Origin of the sequence: Paenibacillus sp. A3M_27_13 (genome assembly GCF_024213315.1) — a bacterium.
GTDB classification, from domain to species: Bacteria; Bacillota; Bacilli; order Paenibacillales; family Paenibacillaceae; genus Paenibacillus; species Paenibacillus polymyxa_B.
On sequence record NZ_JANAVE010000008.1, the window covers coordinates 1 to 22,086 of the forward strand.

The 22,086-nt window shown below is 48.3% G+C and carries 21 protein-coding genes, 1 rRNA gene and 1 riboswitch; of the genes, 19 read left to right on the forward strand and 3 right to left on the reverse strand.

Features of this window, described 5'->3' with window-relative positions:
- The 4 genes from rrf to NLX82_RS21670 form a co-directional block, all read left to right on the forward strand.
- Positions 1-75 (forward strand): 5S ribosomal RNA (gene rrf, locus NLX82_RS27970); the annotation flags it as partial.
- Positions 76-289: 214 nt separating this feature from the next.
- On the forward strand, positions 290-1,282 hold the full coding sequence (locus NLX82_RS21660) for a ketoacyl-ACP synthase III (protein ID WP_075153732.1): 993 nt from the start codon (positions 290-292) through the stop codon (positions 1,280-1,282).
- Positions 1,283-1,411: 129 nt separating this feature from the next.
- Positions 1,412-3,547: a DNA topoisomerase III gene (locus tag NLX82_RS21665; RefSeq protein ID WP_254349045.1), complete on the forward strand. Its 2,136-nt coding sequence runs from the start codon at positions 1,412-1,414 to the stop codon at positions 3,545-3,547.
- A gap of 98 nt (positions 3,548-3,645) precedes the next feature.
- Entirely contained in the window at positions 3,646-3,783 is a 138-nt protein-coding gene (locus NLX82_RS21670; RefSeq protein ID WP_023987042.1) for a hypothetical protein, read from the forward strand.
- Positions 3,784-3,967: 184 nt separating this feature from the next.
- On the opposite strand, the gene NLX82_RS21675 is transcribed toward NLX82_RS21670, so the two are convergent.
- Both NLX82_RS21675 and NLX82_RS21680 read right to left on the reverse strand, forming a co-directional pair.
- On the reverse strand, positions 3,968-5,128 hold the full coding sequence (locus NLX82_RS21675) for a type II asparaginase (RefSeq protein WP_254349046.1): 1,161 nt from the start codon (positions 5,126-5,128) through the stop codon (positions 3,968-3,970).
- 346 nt (positions 5,129-5,474) lie between these two features.
- Complete coding sequence (locus NLX82_RS21680) at positions 5,475-5,603, reverse strand: DUF4023 family protein (RefSeq protein WP_023987044.1); 129 nt, start codon at positions 5,601-5,603, stop codon at positions 5,475-5,477.
- Positions 5,604-5,794: 191 nt separating this feature from the next.
- Between NLX82_RS21680 and NLX82_RS21685 the strand changes: the two genes are divergently transcribed.
- The 11 genes from NLX82_RS21685 (at position 5,795) to NLX82_RS21735 (ending at position 16,689) form a co-directional block, all read left to right on the forward strand.
- Entirely contained in the window at positions 5,795-6,058 is a 264-nt protein-coding gene (locus tag NLX82_RS21685; RefSeq protein WP_254349047.1) for a DUF1294 domain-containing protein, read from the forward strand.
- A 146-nt stretch (positions 6,059-6,204) separates the two neighbouring features.
- Positions 6,205-6,639: a universal stress protein gene (locus NLX82_RS21690; protein ID WP_023987046.1), complete on the forward strand. Its 435-nt coding sequence runs from the start codon at positions 6,205-6,207 to the stop codon at positions 6,637-6,639.
- Positions 6,640-6,989: 350 nt separating this feature from the next.
- Positions 6,990-7,091: riboswitch (purine riboswitch) on the forward strand.
- Positions 7,092-7,239: 148 nt separating this feature from the next.
- Positions 7,240-7,725, forward strand: a complete 486-nt coding sequence (purE, locus tag NLX82_RS21695; RefSeq protein WP_023987047.1) for a 5-(carboxyamino)imidazole ribonucleotide mutase — start codon at positions 7,240-7,242, stop codon at positions 7,723-7,725.
- Positions 7,722-8,897, forward strand: a complete 1,176-nt coding sequence (gene purK, locus NLX82_RS21700; RefSeq protein WP_254349048.1) for a 5-(carboxyamino)imidazole ribonucleotide synthase — start codon at positions 7,722-7,724, stop codon at positions 8,895-8,897. The genes purE and purK overlap by 4 nt, the downstream gene beginning before the upstream one ends.
- Positions 8,898-8,899: 2 nt before the next feature.
- The gene (purB, locus tag NLX82_RS21705; RefSeq protein WP_013308794.1) at positions 8,900-10,198 is read left to right on the forward strand and encodes an adenylosuccinate lyase; all 1,299 of its coding nucleotides are present in this window, start codon (positions 8,900-8,902) and stop codon (positions 10,196-10,198) included.
- 800 nt (positions 10,199-10,998) lie between these two features.
- Positions 10,999-11,880, forward strand: a complete 882-nt coding sequence (locus tag NLX82_RS21710; RefSeq protein ID WP_025719826.1) for a phosphoribosylaminoimidazolesuccinocarboxamide synthase — start codon at positions 10,999-11,001, stop codon at positions 11,878-11,880.
- 58 nt (positions 11,881-11,938) lie between these two features.
- Positions 11,939-12,184 carry a phosphoribosylformylglycinamidine synthase subunit PurS gene (gene purS, locus NLX82_RS21715; RefSeq protein ID WP_013308797.1) on the forward strand — a complete coding sequence of 82 codons (246 nt, stop codon included), beginning with the start codon at positions 11,939-11,941 and terminating at the stop codon, positions 12,182-12,184.
- A gap of 4 nt (positions 12,185-12,188) precedes the next feature.
- The gene (gene purQ / locus NLX82_RS21720; RefSeq protein WP_023987050.1) at positions 12,189-12,878 is read left to right on the forward strand and encodes a phosphoribosylformylglycinamidine synthase subunit PurQ; all 690 of its coding nucleotides are present in this window, start codon (positions 12,189-12,191) and stop codon (positions 12,876-12,878) included.
- Positions 12,856-15,099 carry a phosphoribosylformylglycinamidine synthase subunit PurL gene (purL, locus tag NLX82_RS21725; protein ID WP_254349049.1) on the forward strand — a complete coding sequence of 748 codons (2,244 nt, stop codon included), beginning with the start codon at positions 12,856-12,858 and terminating at the stop codon, positions 15,097-15,099. The genes purQ and purL overlap by 23 nt, the downstream gene beginning before the upstream one ends.
- The gene (purF, locus tag NLX82_RS21730) at positions 15,084-16,565 is read left to right on the forward strand and encodes an amidophosphoribosyltransferase (protein WP_023987052.1); all 1,482 of its coding nucleotides are present in this window, start codon (positions 15,084-15,086) and stop codon (positions 16,563-16,565) included. Before purL ends, purF begins: the two co-directional genes overlap by 16 nt.
- Entirely contained in the window at positions 16,537-16,689 is a 153-nt protein-coding gene (locus NLX82_RS21735) for a hypothetical protein (RefSeq protein ID WP_179086217.1), read from the forward strand. The genes purF and NLX82_RS21735 overlap by 29 nt, the downstream gene beginning before the upstream one ends.
- A gap of 281 nt (positions 16,690-16,970) precedes the next feature.
- On the opposite strand, the gene NLX82_RS21740 is transcribed toward NLX82_RS21735, so the two are convergent.
- A complete protein-coding gene (locus tag NLX82_RS21740; RefSeq protein ID WP_143757184.1) occupies positions 16,971-17,156 on the reverse strand; it encodes a hypothetical protein in 186 nt (61 codons plus the stop codon).
- Between the two features lie 138 nt (positions 17,157-17,294).
- On the opposite strand from NLX82_RS21740, the gene purM reads away from it, so the two are divergent.
- From purM to purD, 4 genes are all read left to right on the forward strand, one after another.
- Complete coding sequence (gene purM, locus NLX82_RS21745; protein ID WP_053324651.1) at positions 17,295-18,335, forward strand: phosphoribosylformylglycinamidine cyclo-ligase; 1,041 nt, start codon at positions 17,295-17,297, stop codon at positions 18,333-18,335.
- Positions 18,335-18,949: a phosphoribosylglycinamide formyltransferase gene (gene purN, locus NLX82_RS21750; RefSeq protein WP_076293327.1), complete on the forward strand. Its 615-nt coding sequence runs from the start codon at positions 18,335-18,337 to the stop codon at positions 18,947-18,949. Before purM ends, purN begins: the two co-directional genes overlap by 1 nt.
- Positions 18,950-19,079: 130 nt before the next feature.
- The gene (purH, locus tag NLX82_RS21755) at positions 19,080-20,627 is read left to right on the forward strand and encodes a bifunctional phosphoribosylaminoimidazolecarboxamide formyltransferase/IMP cyclohydrolase (protein ID WP_254349050.1); all 1,548 of its coding nucleotides are present in this window, start codon (positions 19,080-19,082) and stop codon (positions 20,625-20,627) included.
- 70 nt (positions 20,628-20,697) lie between these two features.
- A complete protein-coding gene (purD, locus tag NLX82_RS21760) occupies positions 20,698-21,963 on the forward strand; it encodes a phosphoribosylamine--glycine ligase (protein WP_023987055.1) in 1,266 nt (421 codons plus the stop codon).
- Positions 21,964-22,086: the final 123 nt, after the last annotated feature.

Here is a 22,086-nt window from a genome sequence, read left to right on the forward strand (position 1 = left end):
AACACGACCGTTAAGCCCTCCAGCGCCGATGGTACTTGGACCGCAGGGTCCTGGGAGAGTAGGACGTCGCCAAGCAACAAACAAAAGAGACCATGATCTTCTGAAGATCATGGTCTCTTTTTTGCGTTAAAAGGCAGAGGGATTTTATTTAAAGTGAGTTTGTTATAAGTTCAACTGGATAAGTGGATATTAACTAGTAAATAAGAAGACGTTTTTAAAATAATTTAGTACCAGGTATTAGTATCTGGTGTTATAATGTGAATAAGGATTACAAAGGAGAGTGATCAGATTGTTGAATTCAAAAGCTAAGCTTACGGCCTTTGGCACTTATGTGCCTGAACGCATTTTGACAAACACCGATTTGGAGAAGCTTGTGGACACTAGTGACGAGTGGATTGTACAAAGAACGGGTATGCGTGAAAGACGAATTGCGGCTGAAGATCAATATGTATCTGATTTATGTATACAAGCTATTACACGTATGATTAACCTATACGACGTAAATATAAACGATGTTGAGATGATCATTGTAGCGACTAGTACACCTGATTACTACTTTCCAAGCACGGCTTCACGTATTCAGGCTCATTTTGATATTCCGAACACGGGGTCAATGGATATTAGTGCAGCATGTGCAGGTTTTTCCTATGGACTTCATTTGGCAAATGGCCTTATTACGAGTGGTCTGCATCGTAAGGTGCTAGTAGTGGGAGCCGAAACGTTGTCCAAAATTACAGATTATACGGATCGGACGACGTGTATACTTTTTGGAGATGGTGCAGGAGTTGCCCTTGTTGAATATGACGAGGATGAAGGATCATTTTTAACTTCTGATATAGGTACTTATGGGCAAGGAGGAGCACATCTTTACCGTGTGGGATTATCTGATCATTTGGATGGAGAGAAGCTGCAAGACCATGGATTTATTGCTCAAAATGGACGTGAGGTTTATAAATGGGCTGTTCGCTCTGTTCCAACGGGAATCGAACGATTATTGGATAAGGCAAATATGAAGAAGGAGGATCTTGACTGGTTTGTCCCTCATAGCGCTAATTTGAGAATGATCGAGTCCATATGTGAAAGAAGTACAGTACCTTTGGAAAAAACGCTGACCAGCGTAGAGTTGTATGGTAATACATCGGCGGCATCCATCCCGTTGGCTTTGCAGTGTGGTTTGGATGATGGACGTTTACGGTATGGACAACATGTGTTGTTATATGGATTTGGGGGAGGCCTCACCTATGCGGGTCTGCTATTAAAATGGAGTGTGCCTGATTTGTAAGTTATCCTAACCGATGTAGAAGCAATAGCAATAGTATGTACGATCATGTTAATAAGAGCCGTTGGCATTAGAATTTATCGTAAGATGGCAGGATGGTATAATTAACACTATGAGAGAAAGGAGCGTAACATGAAGGTATTGGTATTGGCAGAAAAACCGTCCGTGGCCAGAGAGATTGCACGTGTGATGGGTAGCCGCGAGAAGCATAAAAGTTATATAGAAGGACCCCAGTACGTGGTGACGTGGGCACTGGGACATTTGGTCGGCTTAGCAGAGCCGGTGGATTACGATTCTAAGTATGCGACCTGGAATTTGGAGGACCTGCCTATTCTTCCGAAGAGTTCAAAGTTAAAGGTGCTGCGCGAAAGTAACCATCAGTTCAAAGCTGTGCAGCAGCTCATGAAGCGGCAGGACATTGGAGAGCTTATCGTGGCAACAGATGCTGCTCGTGAAGGAGAATTGTTGGCACGCTGGATCATCCAAATGGCAAACTGGAAAAAGCCCTTCCGGCGCTTATGGATCTCCTCGCAGACGGACAAGGCGATTAAGGCAGGTTTTGCAAAGCTATTGCCTGGTCAGCAGTTTGATCGTTTATATGAATCGGCTCGCTGTAGAGCTGAAGCAGACTGGATGATTGGTCTCAATGTAACTCGCGCGTTGACTTGTCGTTATAACGCCCAACTTTCGGCTGGAAGAGTGCAGACGCCAACGCTGGGGATGATTATGGAGCGTGAGAAAGAAATTACCGAATTCCGTTCTCAGGAATATGATACTTTGACGGCGGATTTCGGCGATTTTCAGGCAACTTGGCGGGCAGAGAGCGGGGATTCACGCATGTTTGACCGCACTCAAGCAGAGGCTTTGCGCCGCAGGCTTGAGGGGGCCAAAGGCACAGTTGCGAGTGTTAAAAAGAGCGAAAAGAACGAGCCTCACCCGCTAGCGTATGATTTAACGGAGCTGCAAAGAGATGCTAATCAGCGCTATGGCTTTTCGGCTAAACAAACGTCTAATCTGCTTCAGCGTCTGTATGAACAGCATAAGCTGGTGACCTATCCACGTACGGACAGCCGTTATCTGACATCCGATATGGTGGACACACTTAAGGAAAGGCTCAGTAGTGTAGCAGTAGGTCCATATGCTTCCTTGGCACGTCCGCTATTGCGTAACAACCTACCAATCACAAAGCGAATTGTGGATGACAGTAAAGTTACGGATCATCATGCGATTATTCCTACTGAGCAGACATTATTGCTTAATCAGTTGAGCCCAGAGGAACGTAAACTGTATGATCTGATTGCACGACGTTTTATCAGTCTATTCTATCCACCTGCACGTTATGATGCTGTAGCCGTATCAGTAACGGTGGAGCAGGAGACGTTTCAGGTAAAAGGCACAACGGTAAAAGATAGCGGATGGCGTGCTGTATATGACGCGAACCATTATGGTATGGATGATGAAGAAGCAGAGGATCGGGAAAACAATGGACAAGGCGTTATTTTACCTGAGCTGCAAAAAGGAGATTCAGTCCGGTTACAACGTTGTCTTGTACGAGCTGGGCGAACGATGCCGCCGAAGCGGTATACAGAAGCAGCCCTGCTCGCTCAGATGGAAAAGCATGGACTGGGTACTCCTGCTACCCGTGCCGATCTGATTGAGAAGCTTGTCAGCTCGGATACGATTGAGCGTCAGGGGAACATGATGCATCCCACAGGGAAAGGTAAGCAACTGATTGAACTGGCGGCTCCACAGCTTAGAACGCCCGAACTGACGGCACGTTGGGAAGCGGAGCTGGAACGGATTGCTCGTGGTCAAGGACAACCGGAACCGTTTTTGAATTCTATTCGTGCTATGGCGAAAGAGTTGGTTTCCACTGTAAAAAATAGCAGTGCGGAGTACAAGCCCCACAACGTGACGAATAGTCATTGTCCTGATTGTGGTACAAAGCTGTTGGAGAAGAAGGGGAAGAAAGGAAAGTTCCTTGTATGTCCAAGTGCGGATTGCGGTTACCGTCGTTCAGGGGAAAAACGTTTGTCCAATCGACGTTGTCCGCAGTGTCATAAGAAAATGGAAATGAAAGAGGGCAAGGCAGGGCTATATGTAAGATGCCTGCCCTGCGGCATTACTGAGACGTTGGATAATGACAAGCAGCGGGTAAACAAACGGGAACAGCAAAAGCTAGTAAGACAATTTGAAAAGCAGGAATCTTTTGGCTCCAGTTTGGGTGATTTGCTAAAAGCAGCGATGGAACAAAAGCAGGGCAAATAACGGATGACCAAAAGTGCTGTAGTCAACATAATCAGCAGGTATACGTCGGTATAAAAACGATCACTCCTTGGCATGGTAATCCGAGGAGGTGAGTATTTATGCCCAAGCATAAGTCGCTTAAAATCAATAATCAGCAAAATAAATCAAGTATTCTGGAGGAAGAAATCGCTCCTCATCCAGAGAAGCAAGCGAAATATCCTCCAAGCTTGAATGGGATTCCCAAACAGCAGTCTTGATGCTACATGGGAGGAACAACGAATTACTGTTTAAGACCAAGACGATTGGATATCAGATGAAATAGTTACTAATGCTAGAATTGTCTCGCAAAAAAAAGAAGCAGCAGTTACGGTGGTCAACCGTAATCGCTGCTTCTTTTTCATAATAAAGATGATCTATTTATTTGATTTGGGATGACTGCTTTTAGTATTCATTAAAAAAGGATTGAATTTGGTTAACATCGTGTGTTTGGGTCAAAGCAAGCATGAGCAAAATCCGTGCTTTTTGCGGATTAAGCGAATCGGTCGACACAAAGTTCGATGCCGCGTCTTTTGTTGACGGGGACACAACTCCACTTCCCACGCGGCTGGAGCGGGCAATGATCACTCTTTTTTTACCTGCGGCCTCTGCGCCCTCTGAGGAGGTCTTGGACAAGGAACCATTACCGGAACCAGCTACGACAATACCCTTGGCACCAGCTGCTACGGCTGCATCATATAGATAGCGACCATTGTTTTGATACTCGTATAAAATATCTACTTGCGGCAGTTGAGTCAGGTTAGAGATGTCGAATACAGAAGAAGTCGTATGCTTGTGCGTGGATTTGTTGTAGTAGTACACTTGATCACCCACAACAGCTCCAAGGTATCCCTGCTCTACAGACTTGAACGTATCGACTGCTGTTGTGTTCGTTTTGGTGATGTATCTTGCTGCACCGATACGGTCGTTCAGCAGGACGAGTACACCCTGACCTTTAGAGGCCGAAGCCCCGGCGACTTTCACTGCATTATACAGGTTGAAGGGACCATCGGCACTGATGGCAGTAGCTGGACGCATAGAGCCAACGACAACTACTGGCTTATCGCTTTTGATAACAAGATTGAGGAAATAAGCGGTTTCTTCTAATGTATCTGTGCCATGTGTAATGACAATGCCGTCTACATCGTCTCTGGCAAGCAGTTCATTGGTACGTTTGGCAAGTTTTAAGAGGATTTCATTATTAACGTCGGGGCTACCTACATTAACAACTTGCTCACCACTGACATTTGCAATACTTTTCATCTCAGGAACGGCATTGATCAGAGTTTCCACACCTAACGCTCCTGCTTTGTAGCCGGTCGTATCCGTATTGACGGAAGATGATCCTGCAATGGTTCCTCCCGTGGCAAGTATTTTAATATTGGGTAAATGATTGGTTTGAGGATTTTCGGATTTGTCCGACGTTGTAGTGGCAGAAGTAGGTGCAGTTGTGCTGGTTGTAGCTGCTGCCGCAGCGTTGGCGGTAAATCCACTACTCCACAAGGTACTACCGAGAATAAAGCTAGCCAACAGGGGAATCATCGTCATTTTTTTCATGTTAGTCATATAAAGCTCCTCTCCAATCTTAAACCTCAAATATTAATGATAGATTAACTGACAAATAATTTGTCGAATTACGTTAATATCACGAATTATAGGGTGTAAAATTGTTTTTAGTCAACACTTATGTTAGGAAATATGACTTTAGAACTTGTTTATTATAAATGTAATCGATTTCAAAAAAATATTTGCAAAAACAACAAGCAGATATCTTATAAGAAGTCTGCTTGCTGTTATTGTGGAAGCTAAACAACGGAGTTTACCTTGTACTCAATTCTCAGGAAAAGCTGCAAGGTTAAGTTGATACTATACGTTAATAACGTGGCTATACAGCTTAACACAGATTCCTTGATCAAGGATTGTTGGTATGCTGTTTTGTCGGTAAGCTGGCGCTGGGAGTTCCTTTTCCTCGTTTACGGTTGCGTTCTGCCTTTTTTGCATTTTCTCGCAGCTTTTCAACGTATTCATGGGTGCTTTCCATCGCAGTTCCTCCTTTAAGACGAAATAGATGCACTCGGGGATCGCCCTTATGCCACCTTACTATTTCCGCAAAAGCACTATCCAAGTCAGGGGAGGCGTTGTTTCTGTAAAAGGGGGGGGGTTATAATGAGGGAGGAGCGCTATATAAGGCCTAATCCTGAACTTGGTAGGTGTGCAAAAGGAGGAGAGACATTGCAGACAGGCTTGTTGGTATGGCTGCTGTTTATCAATGCAGTAGGCTATCTGGTAATGTCGGAAGATAAAAAGAGAGCACGTAAACATCGCGATCGTGTACCTGAACGGACGTTGTTTTTCCTGGCCCTGTTCGGGGGAGCATTAGGCGTGCTAATTGCCATGTACCGCAAACGCCATAAAACACGGCATATGAGCTTCAGACTAGGTATTCCTGCGTTGCTATTCATGAACGCATTGCTGTATGGGTATTTTTTACGGTAAAGGGGAGGAGTTTAGGTTCTCATAGGGAAGTTTAATGATGAGTGAGAAGACTACTCCAGCCATCCAGTGATGACATGGCATGAACAACAGGACTACATATTTCAGGCTTTGGAATCAACAAACTGAATGAGGAAGAGGTGCGTAGTATGCTATTTTCAAAAATATTGCTTGCTTATGACGGTTCGGATGCATCCAACAAGGCTTTGTTGAAGGCGACTGAATTGGTCAAGGCATCACCGTCCTCGCAGCTTGAGGTGGTAACAGCATTTGATTTTCCACGGATTTTTATGGGCGAAGGTTTGGCTCCAATTCCAGCTTCGGTGAATAAAGAATATTACGATTTGGCCGAACAAACTACGGATGAAGTTAAAAAGCGGCTTGCTGAGCAAGGCGTAGATGCCAAGGTGGAGCTCATTCAAGGTTCGCCAGCCGAAGTCATTTTGGATTATGCTAATGAGAATGACTTCGATGTGATTGTGATCGGTAGCCGCGGTTTAGGTGGTATCCGTGAATTCGTATTGGGTAGCGTAAGCCACAATGTGGTGCAGCATGCGCGTATTCCTGTGCTGGTCGTAAAATAACTGAATAAAAAAGTAAAAGTCGGTTTACTGCCTGTATAGGGAGTGCCGACTTTTATTTTTGTCAGTGAAATGCGGTGCACTCGCTGTTATCAGGATAGGTGAGAGATAGCTAAATGTAATACAATAGTCCTGACCTATGGGTATATAAGGGTGTTGATTTTGTTAAACACGAACATTCTATTGTATGGTTATTATAATGTTCGTTTTCAAGTTGACATAAGGTGTAGGGAATTGTTAAACTAGGAAGTGTATTGTCGATAAAAAATGAACTTTAGGTACAATTTAATAAGGTACACATGTTTGAGCCGAAACTGACCATGATCATACTTGTAAAGAATATCGTTGGGTATGGAATAGGCACAATGCTAACTCGTATAATGCCGGGGATATGGCCTGGAAGTTTCTACCTGGAAACCTTAAATTTCCGGACTACGGGAGACATACGACTGAAGCCGCATTGGATGCGGTGGAAGAGGCTTGCTTTTGGCATGCCTTTAAGAGGCTCTGTCGTTTGTTTTTTCGTAGTCCGGTGTCTTGAAAATAACGTTATTTTCGAGTGCCGGATTTTTGGCGCTTATTGATAAACAGGGAGTGAAGGACATGTCAGTGCAGGTCGCTGTCATTATGGGCAGCACATCAGACTGGGACACCATGCAGCATGCATGTGCTGTGCTGGACGAGCTTGAAATCGGATATGAGAAAAAAGTAGTTTCAGCCCATCGTACACCGGATTTAATGTTTCGTTTTGCAGAAGAGGCCGCCGGGCGTGGACTAAAGGTCATTATTGCTGGAGCGGGTGGGGCTGCGCATTTGCCAGGGATGGTGGCTGCGAAGACATCCTTGCCGGTCATTGGTGTGCCTGTTCAGTCGAAGGCTCTGAACGGTCTGGACTCCCTGCTCTCCATTGTGCAGATGCCGGGTGGTATTCCGGTTGCCACTGTGGCAATCGGTAAGGCAGGTGCTACGAATGCAGGGCTGCTGGCAGCACAAATATTAGGCGCTTTTGACGAAAAGATAAGCCAACGGGTTTTGGCGAGACGCGACCGTATCCGTGATGAGGTGCTGGAAGGCAGTGACTCGCTATGAATGGGGCAGGTGAACCCACAGGCCGTATCCGACCTCCTGGTACAACGATTGGACTTTTGGGAGGCGGGCAATTAGGAAGAATGCTTGTACTGGCGGGAACCAATCTAGGATATCGCTTTGTGACACTGGACCCTACACCGGATAGCCCATGTGGACAGGTGTCAGAACAAATCCGCGCTGCCTATGATGATGAGCATGCAGCCAGAGAGCTGGCTGAGCGATGCGATGTGATCACGTATGAGTTTGAAAATGTGGACGCGGGTGTGGCTGCACTTTTGGAACAGGAATCCAGCGTTCCGCAAGGCAGCAGTCTTTTGTACACAACCCAGCATCGTCTGAGAGAGAAGCGTTCTATTGAAGCTGCTGGTGTCCCTGTCGCTCCGTATCGTGAAATCAGCAGTCTTGCGGATATGGTTCAAGCGGTAGCTGAACTGGGTGTACCGTGTGTGCTCAAGACAGCAGTCGGTGGTTATGATGGCAAGGGACAAGTGGTCATTCGCCAACCGGAGGAAGCCACGGCTGCCTACGAACAACTGGCAGGAGGCGGTGCAGAACTGGTATTGGAACAGTTCATCCGTTTTCGCTGCGAAATCTCGGTGATTGTAGCTCGCAGCACGAACGGTGAAGCCAAAGCCTTTCCACCTGCCGAAAACATTCACGTGAACAATATTTTGCACACGTCAATTGTGCCTGCGCGTGTGCCAGAACCTGTCCAGGAGGAAGCGCGAAAGTTAGCGCTGGCTGTGGCAGATTCGCTGGGTGCGGTGGGACTGCTCGCTGTGGAGATGTTTGTCACCGAAGATGGACAATTGTACGTTAATGAGTTGGCACCACGACCGCATAACTCCGGCCATTACACGATGGAGGGATGCGCGACGTCGCAATTCGAGCAGCACATACGTGCGATTTGCGGTTTACCCTTGGGCAGCACGAAGCTGCTGACTTCCGTCGTGATGGTCAATGTGTTAGGTGAGCATTTGGAGGACGTGGTTCGGCGGTTTGCGCAATCGGATGTTGAAGCTGAAAGATTGGATGTTGTACCCAAGCTGCATTTGTATGGAAAAAGTGAAGCCAAGCCAGGCCGAAAGATGGGACATATTAATCTATTGTGCCAGGATGCGGAACAAGCGCTGGAATGGATTGAACAAACCAATATTTGGGGGAATAAATAGTCATGATCGAACGCTATAGCAGACCGGAAATGAGAGCGATTTGGACGGAAGAAAATAAATTTAAAGCGTGGCTGGAAGTAGAGCTGTGTGCCTGTGAAGCTTGGGCGGAATTAGGAGTTATTCCCAAAGAGGATACTGTGGCTCTGCGTAAGAATGCAAGTTTTGATATTGAACGGATCTATGAAATTGAGCAGGAGACAAGACATGATGTCATTGCTTTTACCCGCACGGTGTCCGAAAGTCTTGGAGACGAGCGCAAATGGGTACATTATGGTTTGACCTCCACAGACGTAGTTGATACGGCACTGGGCTACCTGTTAAAGCAGGCAAATGAAATTCTGGAACGTGATATCTTGAATTTTATTGAAATTTTGAAGGAAAAGGCATTGGCTTACAAGCATACACCGATGATGGGGCGAACACACGGAGTACATGCTGAGCCAACAACGTTTGGACTGAAGATGGGATTGTGGTACGAGGAAATGAAGCGCAATCTGGAACGCTTTCGTTTTGCTGCTGACCAAGTACAATACGGTAAAATGTCCGGTGCAGTGGGAACATATGCCAACATTGACCCGGCTGTAGAAGAATTTGTATGCCGCAAGCTGGGCACCAAGCCTGCACCGATTTCTACACAGACGCTACAGCGCGACCGTCATGCCGAATACATGGCAACATTGGCGTTGATCGCCACATCGTTGGACAAATTTGCTACAGAAGTCCGTGCTCTGCAAAAGAGTGAGTTCCGCGAGGTGGAAGAAGCCTTTGCCAAGGGTCAAAAAGGATCTTCCGCGATGCCGCATAAACGCAATCCGATCGGAAGTGAAAACATCTCCGGTCTGGCACGCGTGATTCGTGGGCATATGGTATCGGCGTATGAGAACGTAACCCTGTGGCATGAACGCGACATTTCGCATTCTTCCGTAGAACGCATCATTCTGCCGGATGCAACGATGCTGTTGAACTACATGCTGAACCGTTTTGGTAATATCGTAAAAAATCTGACGGTCTTCCCTGAAAATATGAAGCGCAATATGGCCCGTACGTACGGCGTACCGTTCTCCGGTCGTATTATGACCAAGCTGATCGACAAAGGCTTTAGTCGTGAAAAAGCTTACGATACTGTGCAGCCGCGTGCTATGCAGGCGTGGGAAGAGCAACGCCAATTCCGCGAAATCGTCGAGGCGACCCCGGAAATTACTGCCGTGCTCAGCGCAGACGAAATCGAGGACGCGTTCAACCCAGCCTGGCATCTGAAGAACGTGGATACGATCTTCAAAAAGCTGGGATTAGGGGAGTAGGAGGGAATGTTGGTGCGTGGTGAGGCCGCTGCGCGAACGGATCATTCTTCCGATTGCTGTTGCCCCTGGATTCCTGTGATTGTATAAGACCAGATATTGGTTGGAATCCAGAGGCAAAGGCAAGCGCTAACGCTTCTCCAGAACGATTCCGTCCGCTCCGCTGCTTCCAGCACCAACCTTCATGAGGGAGCAGAACTAGGGGTGGTGCGGCACATAAGATGCCGCACCACCCCGAAGAACGATAGAAAAGCGTGTTCCACTGCTTTTCTATCGCAAAGCAACGTGCTCGTGAGGGCTGCCGAATTTGCGTAGCAAACAGCCCGCGGCCCTCACGAGCACGCGCAGGCTCAAGAAGCGAAGCCTTGAGCCACCGTATCCGTGCGCATGCGTAGCATATGCGCACAACAGGCGAAGCCCAATGCTCGCTGCACGGCATGCCGAGCTACGGCCACGGGCAGAATGGTTTGGCGGTATGTAGACGCTGAACCACGGTCGAGCTGTAAGCGGCATAAAACTTGTCGCTTAGAGTCGGAAGCGTTAATACATTGTTAATACGTAAAAACGTCGATCTGTACTAACGTAAAAGCGTTGCTGGATGAGGGCTTGTGCCAACAAGCCTTCATCCAGCGGAACGCGCTCACTCCACCGTAGCTCCAGTAACCCGTCATCCCCTGCTCACTAGCCAACCCTTGCGGGAGTCCCGAGGGCAGCAGCCCTGGGGGTCCTCCCTGAGGGGAGGATTTAGGAGGGGCAAGGTTGATTTAGGAGGGGTAATACTCTTTTGAAAGAGGTGTAATGAAATGTCATTGTCTACTGCCGAAGGTCTGATCCATGCGCCGCTCTTGTACAAAGGCAAGGTGCGTGAACTGTATGATCTCGGAGAGCATTTTCTGATTGTCGTGACGGACCGAATTTCGGCTTTTGATTATGTGTTAGAGCCGCCCGTGCCCGAAAAGGGGAACGTGCTGAATAAGCTCAGCGCTTTCTGGTTTGAGCAGACGAAAGACTTGTTGGAAAACCATGTCGTGCACACCGATGTGAACAAGCTCGGGCATGTGATCGACGAACAGAATAAAGAGTTGCTGAAGGACCGTATCATGGTCACGCTGAAGGCTGAACGCATCGACATTGAGTGTGTGGTGCGCGGATATATTACCGGAGGCGGCTGGCGTCAGTATGAGCAGAACGGTGAGGTGAACGGCATTCCATTGCCAGAGGGACTGCGTAAAAATGAGCGCTTTCCCAAGCCTTTATTTACACCGGCTGCAAAAAATGATGTTGGACACGACGAGGACATTTCTCTCCATCAGATGAAAGAGCTGGTCGGGGTTGAATTGACAGGCGAGCTTGAAGAAAAAAGCCTGGCGTTGTACGAATTTGCACGTGCTTTCTGTGAGAAGCGGGGGATTATTTTAGCCGATTGCAAGTTTGAGTTTGGTCTTGTTAACGGTAAGGTGATTTTGATTGACGAAATTTTCACTCCAGATTCATCCCGTTTTTGGGCGCAGGAAAAGTATGAGCTGGATGTTGAGATTGACAGCATGGACAAGGAGCCGGTACGAAGCTATTTGGCATCATCCGGTTGGGACAAGAATAGCAAGCCCGATCCGTTGCCTGCTGAGGTCGTAGAAGAAACAACTGCAAGATATACGGATATTTGGCGGCGTCTGACGGCACAGTAAATAGTAATCATAATTCAACCAATAGGATTCACTCATTCGGAGGAGGAACTGAAGGAACATGATGAAAGCAACAGTCTATGTCACGATTAAGCAAAGCGTTTTGGACCCGCAGGGGGTTGCGGTGCAAGGCGCACTGCATTCTATGGGTTTTGGAGAAGTGGACAGCGTCAGAATTGGTAAGTATATGGAATTGAATCTGGATACAACAGACCGCGAGAGTGCTGAAAAGCGCATCATTGAGATGTGCGAAAAGCTGTTGGCCAACACGGTCATTGAAGACTACCGCTACGAACTGGAGGGCTGATTCCATGAAATTTGCAGTTCTGGTTTTTCCGGGCTCCAACTGTGATATTGACTGCTATAAGGCGGTAGAGGACACGGTCGGTGAACCTGTCGATTATGTTTGGCATACTGCGACGGATCTGTCGCCTTATGATTGTATTCTTGTTCCAGGAGGCTTCTCCTACGGGGATTACCTGCGTTGCGGCGCGATTTCCCGGTTTGCTCCGGTGATGAAGGAAGTTGCCAAAGCGGCTGCCGAGGGCAAATATATTTTGGGGATTTGCAACGGTTTTCAAATTCTGACCGAAGCTGGGCTGTTGCCAGGCGCTTTGCGCCGTAATCTGTCGATGAAGTTCCGTTGCCATGATACGGTGTTGAAGGTTGCGAATAACCAAACACCTTTTACAAAAGATTACGCTGCTGGTGAAGAGATCGTCATTCCGATCGCCCACGGCGAAGGCAACTATTACTGTGATGATGAGACGCTGGCTCGCTTGCAGGCGAATAACCAGATCGTATTTACGTATAGAGATAATCCAAACGGTTCCGTGACGGATATCGCAGGGATTTGTAATGAACAAGGAAACGTGCTGGGCATGATGCCTCATCCGGAACGCGCGGTGGACGCATTGCTCGGAACGGATGACGGCAAACGTATGTTTACATCTATTTTGAATGCTTGGAGGGATCGACATGGCGCAGCAAGTGTCCGCTAAGGAACCGACGGCAGAGCAGGTTGCCGAACATAAACTGTATCAGCAGATGGGTGTATCGGACAGTGAATATGCGTTGATCTGTGAATTCATGGGACGTCAGCCGAATTATACGGAGATTGGCGTATTCAGTGTCATGTGGTCAGAGCATTGTGCTTACAAAAACTCTAAGCCGTTGCTGCGTCGTTTTCCAACGAGCGGTCCGCGAGTTCTGATGGGACCCGGCGAGGGCGCAGGCATTGTAGATATCGGTGACAACCAAGCGGTTGTATTTAAAATCGAAAGTCATAACCATCCGTCGGCTGTGGAGCCTTTTCAAGGGGCAGCGACTGGGGTAGGCGGTATCATCCGTGATATTTTCTCCATGGGTGCAAGACCAGTTGCGGTGTTGAACTCTCTGCGTTTTGGCAAGCTGGAGAGCGACCGTGTGAAATATTTGTTCGAGCATGTGGTATCTGGTATTGCGGGATACGGGAACTGTATCGGTATTCCGACTGTAGGTGGCGAGGTTGTATTTGATGAAAGCTACGAAGGCAATCCGCTCGTTAATGCAATGTGTGTTGGACTGATTGACCATGATAAGATCCAGCGTGGTGTTGCTAAGGGGGTCGGTAACCCGGTGTTCTATGTGGGCCCGCCGACAGGTCGTGATGGGATTCACGGAGCGACATTCGCATCGGTTGAGCTGACAGAAGAATCTGAAGCGAACCGGACTGCGGTTCAAGTAGGCGATCCTTTTATGGAGAAGCTGGTTATGGAATCCTGTCTGGAACTGATCGACAGCGGTATTGTGCTGGGTATTCAGGATATGGGTGCCGCAGGACTTACCTGCTCCAGCGCGGAGATGGCGAGTAAGGCTGGCAACGGCCTGGAGCTGTATCTGGATCAGGTACCGCAGCGTGAAGAGGGCATGACACCTTATGAAATGATGCTGTCCGAATCACAGGAACGGATGCTGTTCATAGTAGAGCCTAAGGATGAAGCACAGGCACTGGAAATTTTCGAGCGTTGGGGTGTTATTTGTGCCAAGGTCGGTAAAGTGACGGATGACGGTCGTTTGCGTTTGTTCCATCACAATGAAGTGGTCGGAGATATGCCAGTGACGGCGCTGGTTGACGAGTGTCCGATTTATGACAAGCCTTCCGAAGTCCCTGCTTATTATGAGCAAAATGCTGCTATTGACACACTGCGTTACGCTGAAGTGACGGATTTGAACGGTGCGTTGAAAAAGGTGCTGTCTTCACCAAGTGTAGCCAGTAAGAAATGGGTATACGAGCAGTATGACTACATGGTTCGCACGAGTACAGCCGTTCGTCCGGGATCGGATGCAGCTGTAGTGACTGTGCGCGGAACTCGTAAGGGACTCGCCATGACGACAGATTGTAACGGACGTTATGTATACCTTGATCCAGAGGTAGGTGGACGGATTGCAGTCAGCGAAGCAGCGCGTAACATTGTATGCTCCGGCGGCGAGCCGTTGGCGATTACGGATAACCTGAACTTCGGTAACCCTGAAAAGCCGGATATTTTCTGGCAAATGGAAAAAGCCGTGGACGGTATGGCAGAGGCTTGCCGTGTACTGGATACACCTGTTATCGGGGGCAATGTCAGCTTGTACAATGAAAATGCCAAAGGCTCCATCTATCCGACGCCTGTTGTCGGTATGGTAGGACTGGTTCATGATACAGATCATATTACGACACAAGGCTTCAAAGCCGAAGGTGATGTAATTTTCCTAGTGGGGGAAACGAAGGCCGAGCTGGGAGGCAGTGAGTTCCAAGCTGTCGTACACGGTGTATCCGAGGGACGCCCACCTGAGCTGGATTTGAACGTAGAGAAAAAACTGCTGACTGCGGTACTGGGAGCGATTCAGACCGGATTGGTACAATCTGCGCATGATTTGGCAGAGGGCGGATTGGCTGTAGCGCTTGCAGAATCCGGGATTAGCGGCGGATTGGGAGCACAGGTCAACGTAGAAACGAGCTTGCGTCCTGACCATGCGTTGTTTAGCGAAACTCAATCCCGTATTTTGTTATCTGCATCGCCGGATAAAGCGTCTGCTCTGGAAGCACATCTGCGTGGTTTGGAAGTGCCAGTTACCGTATTAGGAAAAGTTGAAGGATCACAATTGACAGTTGAGGTGAACGGACAACCCGCTTTGAACGAGGCAGTCGCCAGTTTGAAGCAAATCTGGGAGGATGTCATTCCATGTCTGATGAAATAACAGCACGGACGTTGTGGACTGGAGATTATTATAATGAAGGCTCTGGTAAAGAGGGGCTGTTTGATAAATTAAAAGAGGAATGCGGCGTGTTTGGAGTATATAGACACTCCGATGCCGCTTCCCTAGCATATTACGGATTGCATGCACTCCAGCATCGCGGGGAGGAAAGTGCGGGCATCTGTGTGAGCAGTGGCGACGAGTTCCATTATCATCGTGGAATGGGGCTTGTAAAAGAAGTATTCAATAAAGATTTGATGGCTTCGCTGACAGGCGATATTGCCATAGGACATGTGCGCTACTCGACAAGTGGAGACAGTAAGCTAACGAATGCACAGCCTTTGGTGTTTAAGTATCGTGATGGGGATCTAGCGGTAGCTACGAACGGGAATATCGTGAATGCTTTGCAAATCCGGCATGAGCTGGAGCAGGGCGGGTCTATTTTTCAAACAACCAGCGATACAGAAGTAGTGGCGCATTTGATCGCACGATCGTCCAAGGATTTGGTGGAGGCCGCCAAAGATGCATTGAAGCGTATCGTCGGAGGATTTGCTTTTCTCATTATGACCAATGATAAACTGCTGGTCGCTTCTGATCCCAATGGCTTGCGTCCGTTGACGATGGGCAGATTAGGTGATGCATATTTGTTTGCTTCCGAAACCTGTGCTTTGGAAACGATTGGAGCAGAGCTGTTGCGCGATATCGAGCCGGGTGAACTGTTGGTGTTGGACAAAAATGGTCTGCACGAAGACCGTTACAGTGAAGGCAAGCATCGTAAAGCACTGTGCGCGATGGAATATATTTATTTTGCCCGTCCTGACAGTGATTTGAATGGTTCCAATCTTCATGCTGCACGCAAAAGAATGGGGAGCCAGATGGCGCTGGAAGCTTTTGTCGATGCGGATCTGGTGACAGGAGTGCCGGATTCCAGTATTTCGGCTGCGATTGGTTATGCAGAGCAGACAGGTATTCCTTATGAGTTGGGTATGATTAAAAATAAATACACTGGACGTACCTTCATTCAGCCGAGTCAGGAGCTACGCGAGCAGGGTGTGAAAATGAAGCTGAGCGCTGTACGCCGTGTTGTTGAAGGTAAACGAGTCATTATGATCGACGATTCTATCGTACGGGGCACTACATCCCGTCGAATCGTGAATATGCTGCGGGATGCAGGGGCACTGGAGGTACATGTACGTATTACCTCACCGCCTTTCAAAAACCCGTGCTTCTATGGCATCGACACGCCGGATCGCCGGGAACTGATCGCTTCGTCCAAAACCGTCGAGGAAATTCGTGAGGAAATTAACGCCGATTCGCTCTACTTTATGAGCGCCGAGGGTTTGATTGCCGCTGTAGGAGGATATAACGAACAGGATTACAAAGGCGGCTTGTGCCTAGCCTGTTTCGATAATGATTACCCGACTCAGGTAGATTTCAAAGGTGAAGAAAAGTTCGGATGTAGTTGTTGAGAAAAGGGAACAAAAGAGGCACAGTGGTGCATGGCAGGAATGGGATGGCGGTTTTGAGGGGGCCACTCCGCGTGTGGAAGGTTCCTACGATCGCTGTTGCCGCTGGATTCTTGGATTGGAATAACCCTTACAGGGTTAGAATCCAGCGGCAAAGGCGAACGCTTTCGCTTCTCCAGAATCCTTCCACCCGCTGCGTTTCTCAGTTGTACATCCCTTTGCAGCAGTGCCTGTACCTCTTCTGTTCCCACGGGGAAGAGGATAGGTAAGGCAGTTAAAAACTCATGGCATAACTATTTCATGCCATGAGTTTTTAACGGAGCGGTGACTCACAAAAAGTCACCCTGCTCTTATAAGGTTGAGCCAGCGAAGCGAAGCTCAACAGCAGGCAAGGCGAAGCTGCCTGCCTCAATGGTCAAATAAGTAAGCCGCCCGTTGGCGCTGCTCACTTATTTGACCGGCACGTCCCCGCCTTTGCGAAGCAAACAGCCCGGGACGTGCCCCGCCGCCGCTGCATAGGCGGCCTTGCACTAAAGCGTGTCCTTTGTATTCGCGGGTATAGCCCACGAATACAAAGGACAACACGCGACTCACAGCACGAACCAACCACCAAGCAGCACCCAACCTTACACATCTGACCGACTCTTGAGGGGTCCAGGGGGAGCAGCCCCATGGAATCCTCCCTGCTAGGGAGGACTTAGGAGGGTCAATCATTTGAAGGAGTGTTCATGAATGTCCGAAGCATACAAAAACGCAGGGGTAGATATCGCTGCCGGTAATGAAGCAGTAGAACGGATGAAAAAGCACGTTAAACGTACCTTCCGTCCCGAAGTGCTGACGGACTTGGGCGGATTCGGTGCGTTGTTCGGCCTGAATAAGGATAAGTACGATGAGCCTGTACTCGTTTCCGGTACCGATGGTGTCGGCACGAAGCTGAAGCTTGCTTTCGCAATGGATCGTCATGACACCATTGGTATTGACGCGGTTGCGATGTGTGTAAACGACATTATCGTCGGGGGCGCGGAGCCACTCTTTTTTCTGGATTACCTCGCTTGTGACAAGGTTGTACCCGAGAAAATTGAAGCTATAGTCGCTGGAATCGCAGAGGGTTGCCATCAATCGGGCTGTGCGCTGGTCGGCGGTGAAACCGCAGAAATGCCAGGGATGTACAGCGAGGGTGAATATGATATTGCCGGATTCACGGTAGGGATTGTAGATAAAAGCAAAATCATCAACGGTAGCTCCATTGCTTCCGGAGATACAGTGATCGGACTGGCCTCCAGCGGAGTACACAGTAATGGCTTCTCACTGGTTCGCAAGCTGTTATTGGAACAGCAGGGCTATGATTTGCATGATGAAATCGAAGGCTTGAACGGCAAACTGGGCGATGTACTGCTGGAGCCGACGAAAATTTACGTGAAATCCGTTTTGGCATTGCTGGACAAGGTAAAAGTAAAAGGTATGGCGCATATCACAGGTGGCGGTTTTATTGAAAATATCCCTAGAGTGTTACCGGATCACGTCAATGTGGATATAGAATACGGCACTTGGCCGATTTTGCCAATCTTCCAGCTCATGCAGGAAAAAGGCGCAATCTCCAACAAAGACATGTTCACAACCTTTAATATGGGAATTGGGATGGTAATCGTTGTAGGCGAAGAGCATGCACAGACTGCACTGGAAGTTCTGAAGGAACAGGGCGAAGCTGCGTATGTGATCGGAAAAGTAACGGAAGGCAGTTCTATCGTGACCTTTACGGGAGCCGAGGTGTAATGAACGAGTACCGGATTGCTGTTTTTGCATCAGGCGAGGGGACGAATTTTCAGTCATTGGTGGATGCGGCTGCACGAGGAGAACTGGGCGGCGCCTCGGTAGAACTGCTCATCTGTGACAAGCCTGCGGCTCCTGCCGTAGCTAGAGCACAGAAAGCTGGAATTGCGTGCCATACTTTTCGACCCAAGGAATATCCTTCTCGAGAAGACTATGAGCGTGAACTGGTGACTTTACTGGATCAGAAATCAATTGATCTCATCGTGTTAGCTGGCTATATGCGTTTGCTATCCAGTGTCATGGTTGATGCCTACGCAGGAAAAATCATTAATATTCATCCGTCACTACTTCCGGCATTTCCAGGGAAAGATGCTGTTGGACAGGCATTGGCCTATGGGGTCAAGGTAAGTGGCGTCACCGTTCATTTTGTGGACGGGGGCATGGATACGGGTGCCATTATTGCCCAGCGTGTCGTGGAAGTTGACGACCATGATACAGCGGAATCCTTATCCGTAGCCATTCAATCCGTGGAACGTCAGCTATATCCAGAGGTAGTTGGCAAATTGGCCCAAGGCAAAATCCAATTAAATGGTCGCAAAGTGATTTCACTTCTCTAAGAATGATTGTAATTTGTCATATCATTGTCATATCAAGGATGCTGTACAGGCATTTTCCGATATTTCTCGGGAAATAAAATGATAAAAGAGAATTTTGCAAAATTCTGAAAGAGCTAAAGGAGGAGACAGGGTGAGTATTAAAAGAGCGCTCGTCAGCGTATCGGATAAGCGGGGGATCGTGGAATTTTGCCGCGAGTTGTCCAAATTGGGTGTGGAGATCGTTTCGACAGGGGGAACGAGCAGCTTGTTGTCGAAGGAGGGCATTCCCGTCATCGGCATTTCAGAGGTAACGGGTTTTCCTGAAATTATGGATGGACGTGTTAAAACACTCCACCCTGCGGTACACAGCGGCTTGCTGGCTGTTCGGGATAATGAAGAGCATCAGCGTCAGATGAAAGAACTTGGATTGGGTTATATAGATCTGGTCGTTGTGAATCTGTATCCTTTTGCGGAAACGATTGCCAAACCCGGTGTAACTTATGAGGACGCGATTGAAAATATCGACATCGGCGGTCCAACGATGCTGCGTTCTGCGGCAAAAAATCATGCTTTTGTCAGTGTGGTGGTCGATGCTGATGACTATAGCACAGTGTTGGAGGAAATCCGTAAGGATGGCGATACGGAACTGAATACCCGTAAGCGTTTGGCCGCAAAAGTTTTCCGTCATACGGCGTCATACGACGCTTTGATATCCGATTATTTGTCGAATGTGGCAGGCGAGCCGTTGCCTGAGCGTTACACTGTAACCTATGAAAAAATCCAGGATTTGCGTTATGGCGAAAATCCGCATCAGCAGGCGGCATTTTACCGTGAGCCATTGGCGGCAAAGGGTACACTGACAACAGCGAAACAACTTCACGGCAAAGAGCTGTCTTACAATAACATCAATGATGCTAATGCTGCTTTGCAAATCGTTAAAGAATTCAGCGAACCTACAGTAGTAGCAGTTAAGCATATGAATCCTTGCGGTGTGGGAATCGGCGGCAGTATTTATGAAGCGTACAGCAAGGCGTATGCAGCTGATCCAACCTCGATTTTTGGTGGCATCGTAGCGGCTAACCGGATTATTGATGGTGATACAGCGAATAAGCTGAGTGAGATCTTTTTGGAAATTGTACTGGCACCGGGATTTACGAAAGAAGCATTGGAGATTTTAACGAAAAAGAAAAATATTCGTTTGCTTGATCTGGGTGAGCTTTCCCGGTCTGAACAGGCAGAGAGCCGTTTCGTCGTGACTTCCATTGAAGGCGGCATGGTAGTTCAGCAAAATGACATTCACGCTGTAGACTCGGATGCACTTACAGTTGTAACGGAGCGGGCACCATCCGAGGAAGAACTGAAACAGCTTTTGTTTAGCTGGAAAGTGGTTAAGCATGTGAAATCCAACGCCATCGTACTGGCGGCAGATAATATGACCATTGGCGTAGGCGCAGGACAAATGAACCGTGTCGGTGCGGCCAAGATTGCTATCGAGCAGGCCGGTGACAAAGCAAAAGGTGCCGTACTGGCATCCGATGCATTTTTCCCGATGGGCGATACGTTGGAGTTGGCAGCTAAAGCAGGCATCACAGCAGTTATTCAGCCGGGCGGCTCCATCAAAGACGAAGAGTCCATCAAGGTTGCTAACGAATACGGCATTGCCATGGTCTTTACAGGCGTACGTCATTTCAAGCACTAACTTGTATGAGTTGAGGATGCAGCAGCATTTTCACCTGAACAATCTAATGGGAGCGGGAGGAAACACCTGAATGGATATTTTGGTTATCGGAGGGGGCGGCCGCGAACATGCAATTGTGTGGGCGCTGAAGAAGAGCCCCAAGGCCGGGCAAATCTATTGCGCACCAGGCAATGCTGGTATCGGACAGTTAGCGGAGTGCGTGCCGATTCCGGTGAGTGACTTTGACGCGCTGACAGAGCTGGCGGAATCCAAAAAGGTAGGACTTGTCGTGGTTGGTCCCGATGATCCGCTGGCAGATGGCATTGTGGATGCTTTTGAAGCGAAAGGCATTCCAGTCTTCGGACCGCGTAAAAATGCAGCTGAAATTGAAGGCAGCAAAATCTTCATGAAGGATTTGCTCCATAAATATCATATTCCGACAGCAACCTATCGCAAGTTTTATACTTACGAGGAAGCACATGCATACTTGAAGGAGCAACCGATCCCAGTCGTCATCAAGGCAGACGGACTGGCGGCAGGCAAAGGGGTAACGGTCGCGTACTCGATGGAGGAAGCGGAAAAGGCTCTCTCTGACATTATGGTGGCCAAGGTGTTTGGTGAAGCCGGGGCACAAGTCGTGATCGAGGAGTTTCTGGCTGGTCAGGAAATGTCGATTCTCTCCTTTGTCGACGGTGAAACGGTTCGTCCGATGGCTGCGGCGCAAGACCACAAGCCAATTTTTGATGGTGACAAAGGGCCGAATACAGGTGGCATGGGTACGTATTCTCCGTTGCCTCACATAGCCAATTCCATTATTGAGGAAGCTATTGAGACGATTATTAAGCCGACGGCCAAGGCGATGGTTGCTGAAGGGCGCCCGTTCCGAGGTGTATTATTTGCCGGATTGATGATTTCGCCGGACGGCAAGCCGAAGACCATTGAGTTTAATGCACGTTTCGGTGATCCGGAAACTCAAGTGGTTCTGCCTCGTTTAAAATCCGATCTGCTCGATATATTTCTCGCTGCTGTAAATGGCACGCTGGATCAGGTGGAGATTGAGTGGAAGGATGAAGCGGCGGTGTGCGTGGTACTGGCATCCGGAGGTTATCCTGCAGCTTACGCCAAAGGCGTACCTATCCACGGATTGGAACAGGTAGACGAAGCCATTGTGTTCCATGCTGGAACAGGCATCAACGAACAGGGTGAGTGGGTAACGAACGGCGGACGTGTATTAGGTGTGGTCGGCTTGGGACGTGATATTGCCGGGGCACGGAACAAAGCTTACGAACAGGCGGATCGTATTACCTTTGAAGGTAAACAAAACCGTACGGATATTGCGGCAAAAGCATTGCTGTAGCAGTAATATATAGGATAAAGAGGACCTCTGTGGAGGTTCTCTTTTTTCGTTTGACAAAAGTATACTTATCCTATAGGATTAAAAATACAAAACTGACTGACTGATCAATCGGGAGGAGGAAAC

Coding starts and splice junctions, on each gene's coding strand:
- NLX82_RS21665 (WP_254349045.1), top strand. CDS start 1,412: ATGAAGGTATTGGTATTGGCAGAAAAACCGTCCGTGGCCAGAGAGATT.
- NLX82_RS21670 (WP_023987042.1), top strand. CDS start 3,646: ATGCCCAAGCATAAGTCGCTTAAAATCAATAATCAGCAAAATAAATCA.
- NLX82_RS21675 (WP_254349046.1), bottom strand. CDS start 5,128: ATGACTAACATGAAAAAAATGACGATGATTCCCCTGTTGGCTAGCTTT.
- NLX82_RS21680 (WP_023987044.1), bottom strand. CDS start 5,603: ATGGAAAGCACCCATGAATACGTTGAAAAGCTGCGAGAAAATGCAAAA.
- NLX82_RS21690 (WP_023987046.1), top strand. CDS start 6,205: ATGCTATTTTCAAAAATATTGCTTGCTTATGACGGTTCGGATGCATCC.
- purE (WP_023987047.1), top strand. CDS start 7,240: ATGTCAGTGCAGGTCGCTGTCATTATGGGCAGCACATCAGACTGGGAC.
- purK (WP_254349048.1), top strand. CDS start 7,722: ATGAATGGGGCAGGTGAACCCACAGGCCGTATCCGACCTCCTGGTACA.
- purB (WP_013308794.1), top strand. CDS start 8,900: ATGATCGAACGCTATAGCAGACCGGAAATGAGAGCGATTTGGACGGAA.
- NLX82_RS21710 (WP_025719826.1), top strand. CDS start 10,999: ATGTCATTGTCTACTGCCGAAGGTCTGATCCATGCGCCGCTCTTGTAC.
- purS (WP_013308797.1), top strand. CDS start 11,939: ATGATGAAAGCAACAGTCTATGTCACGATTAAGCAAAGCGTTTTGGAC.
- purQ (WP_023987050.1), top strand. CDS start 12,189: ATGAAATTTGCAGTTCTGGTTTTTCCGGGCTCCAACTGTGATATTGAC.
- purL (WP_254349049.1), top strand. CDS start 12,856: ATGGCGCAGCAAGTGTCCGCTAAGGAACCGACGGCAGAGCAGGTTGCC.
- purF (WP_023987052.1), top strand. CDS start 15,084: ATGTCTGATGAAATAACAGCACGGACGTTGTGGACTGGAGATTATTAT.
- purM (WP_053324651.1), top strand. CDS start 17,295: ATGTCCGAAGCATACAAAAACGCAGGGGTAGATATCGCTGCCGGTAAT.
- purN (WP_076293327.1), top strand. CDS start 18,335: ATGAACGAGTACCGGATTGCTGTTTTTGCATCAGGCGAGGGGACGAAT.
- purD (WP_023987055.1), top strand. CDS start 20,698: ATGGATATTTTGGTTATCGGAGGGGGCGGCCGCGAACATGCAATTGTG.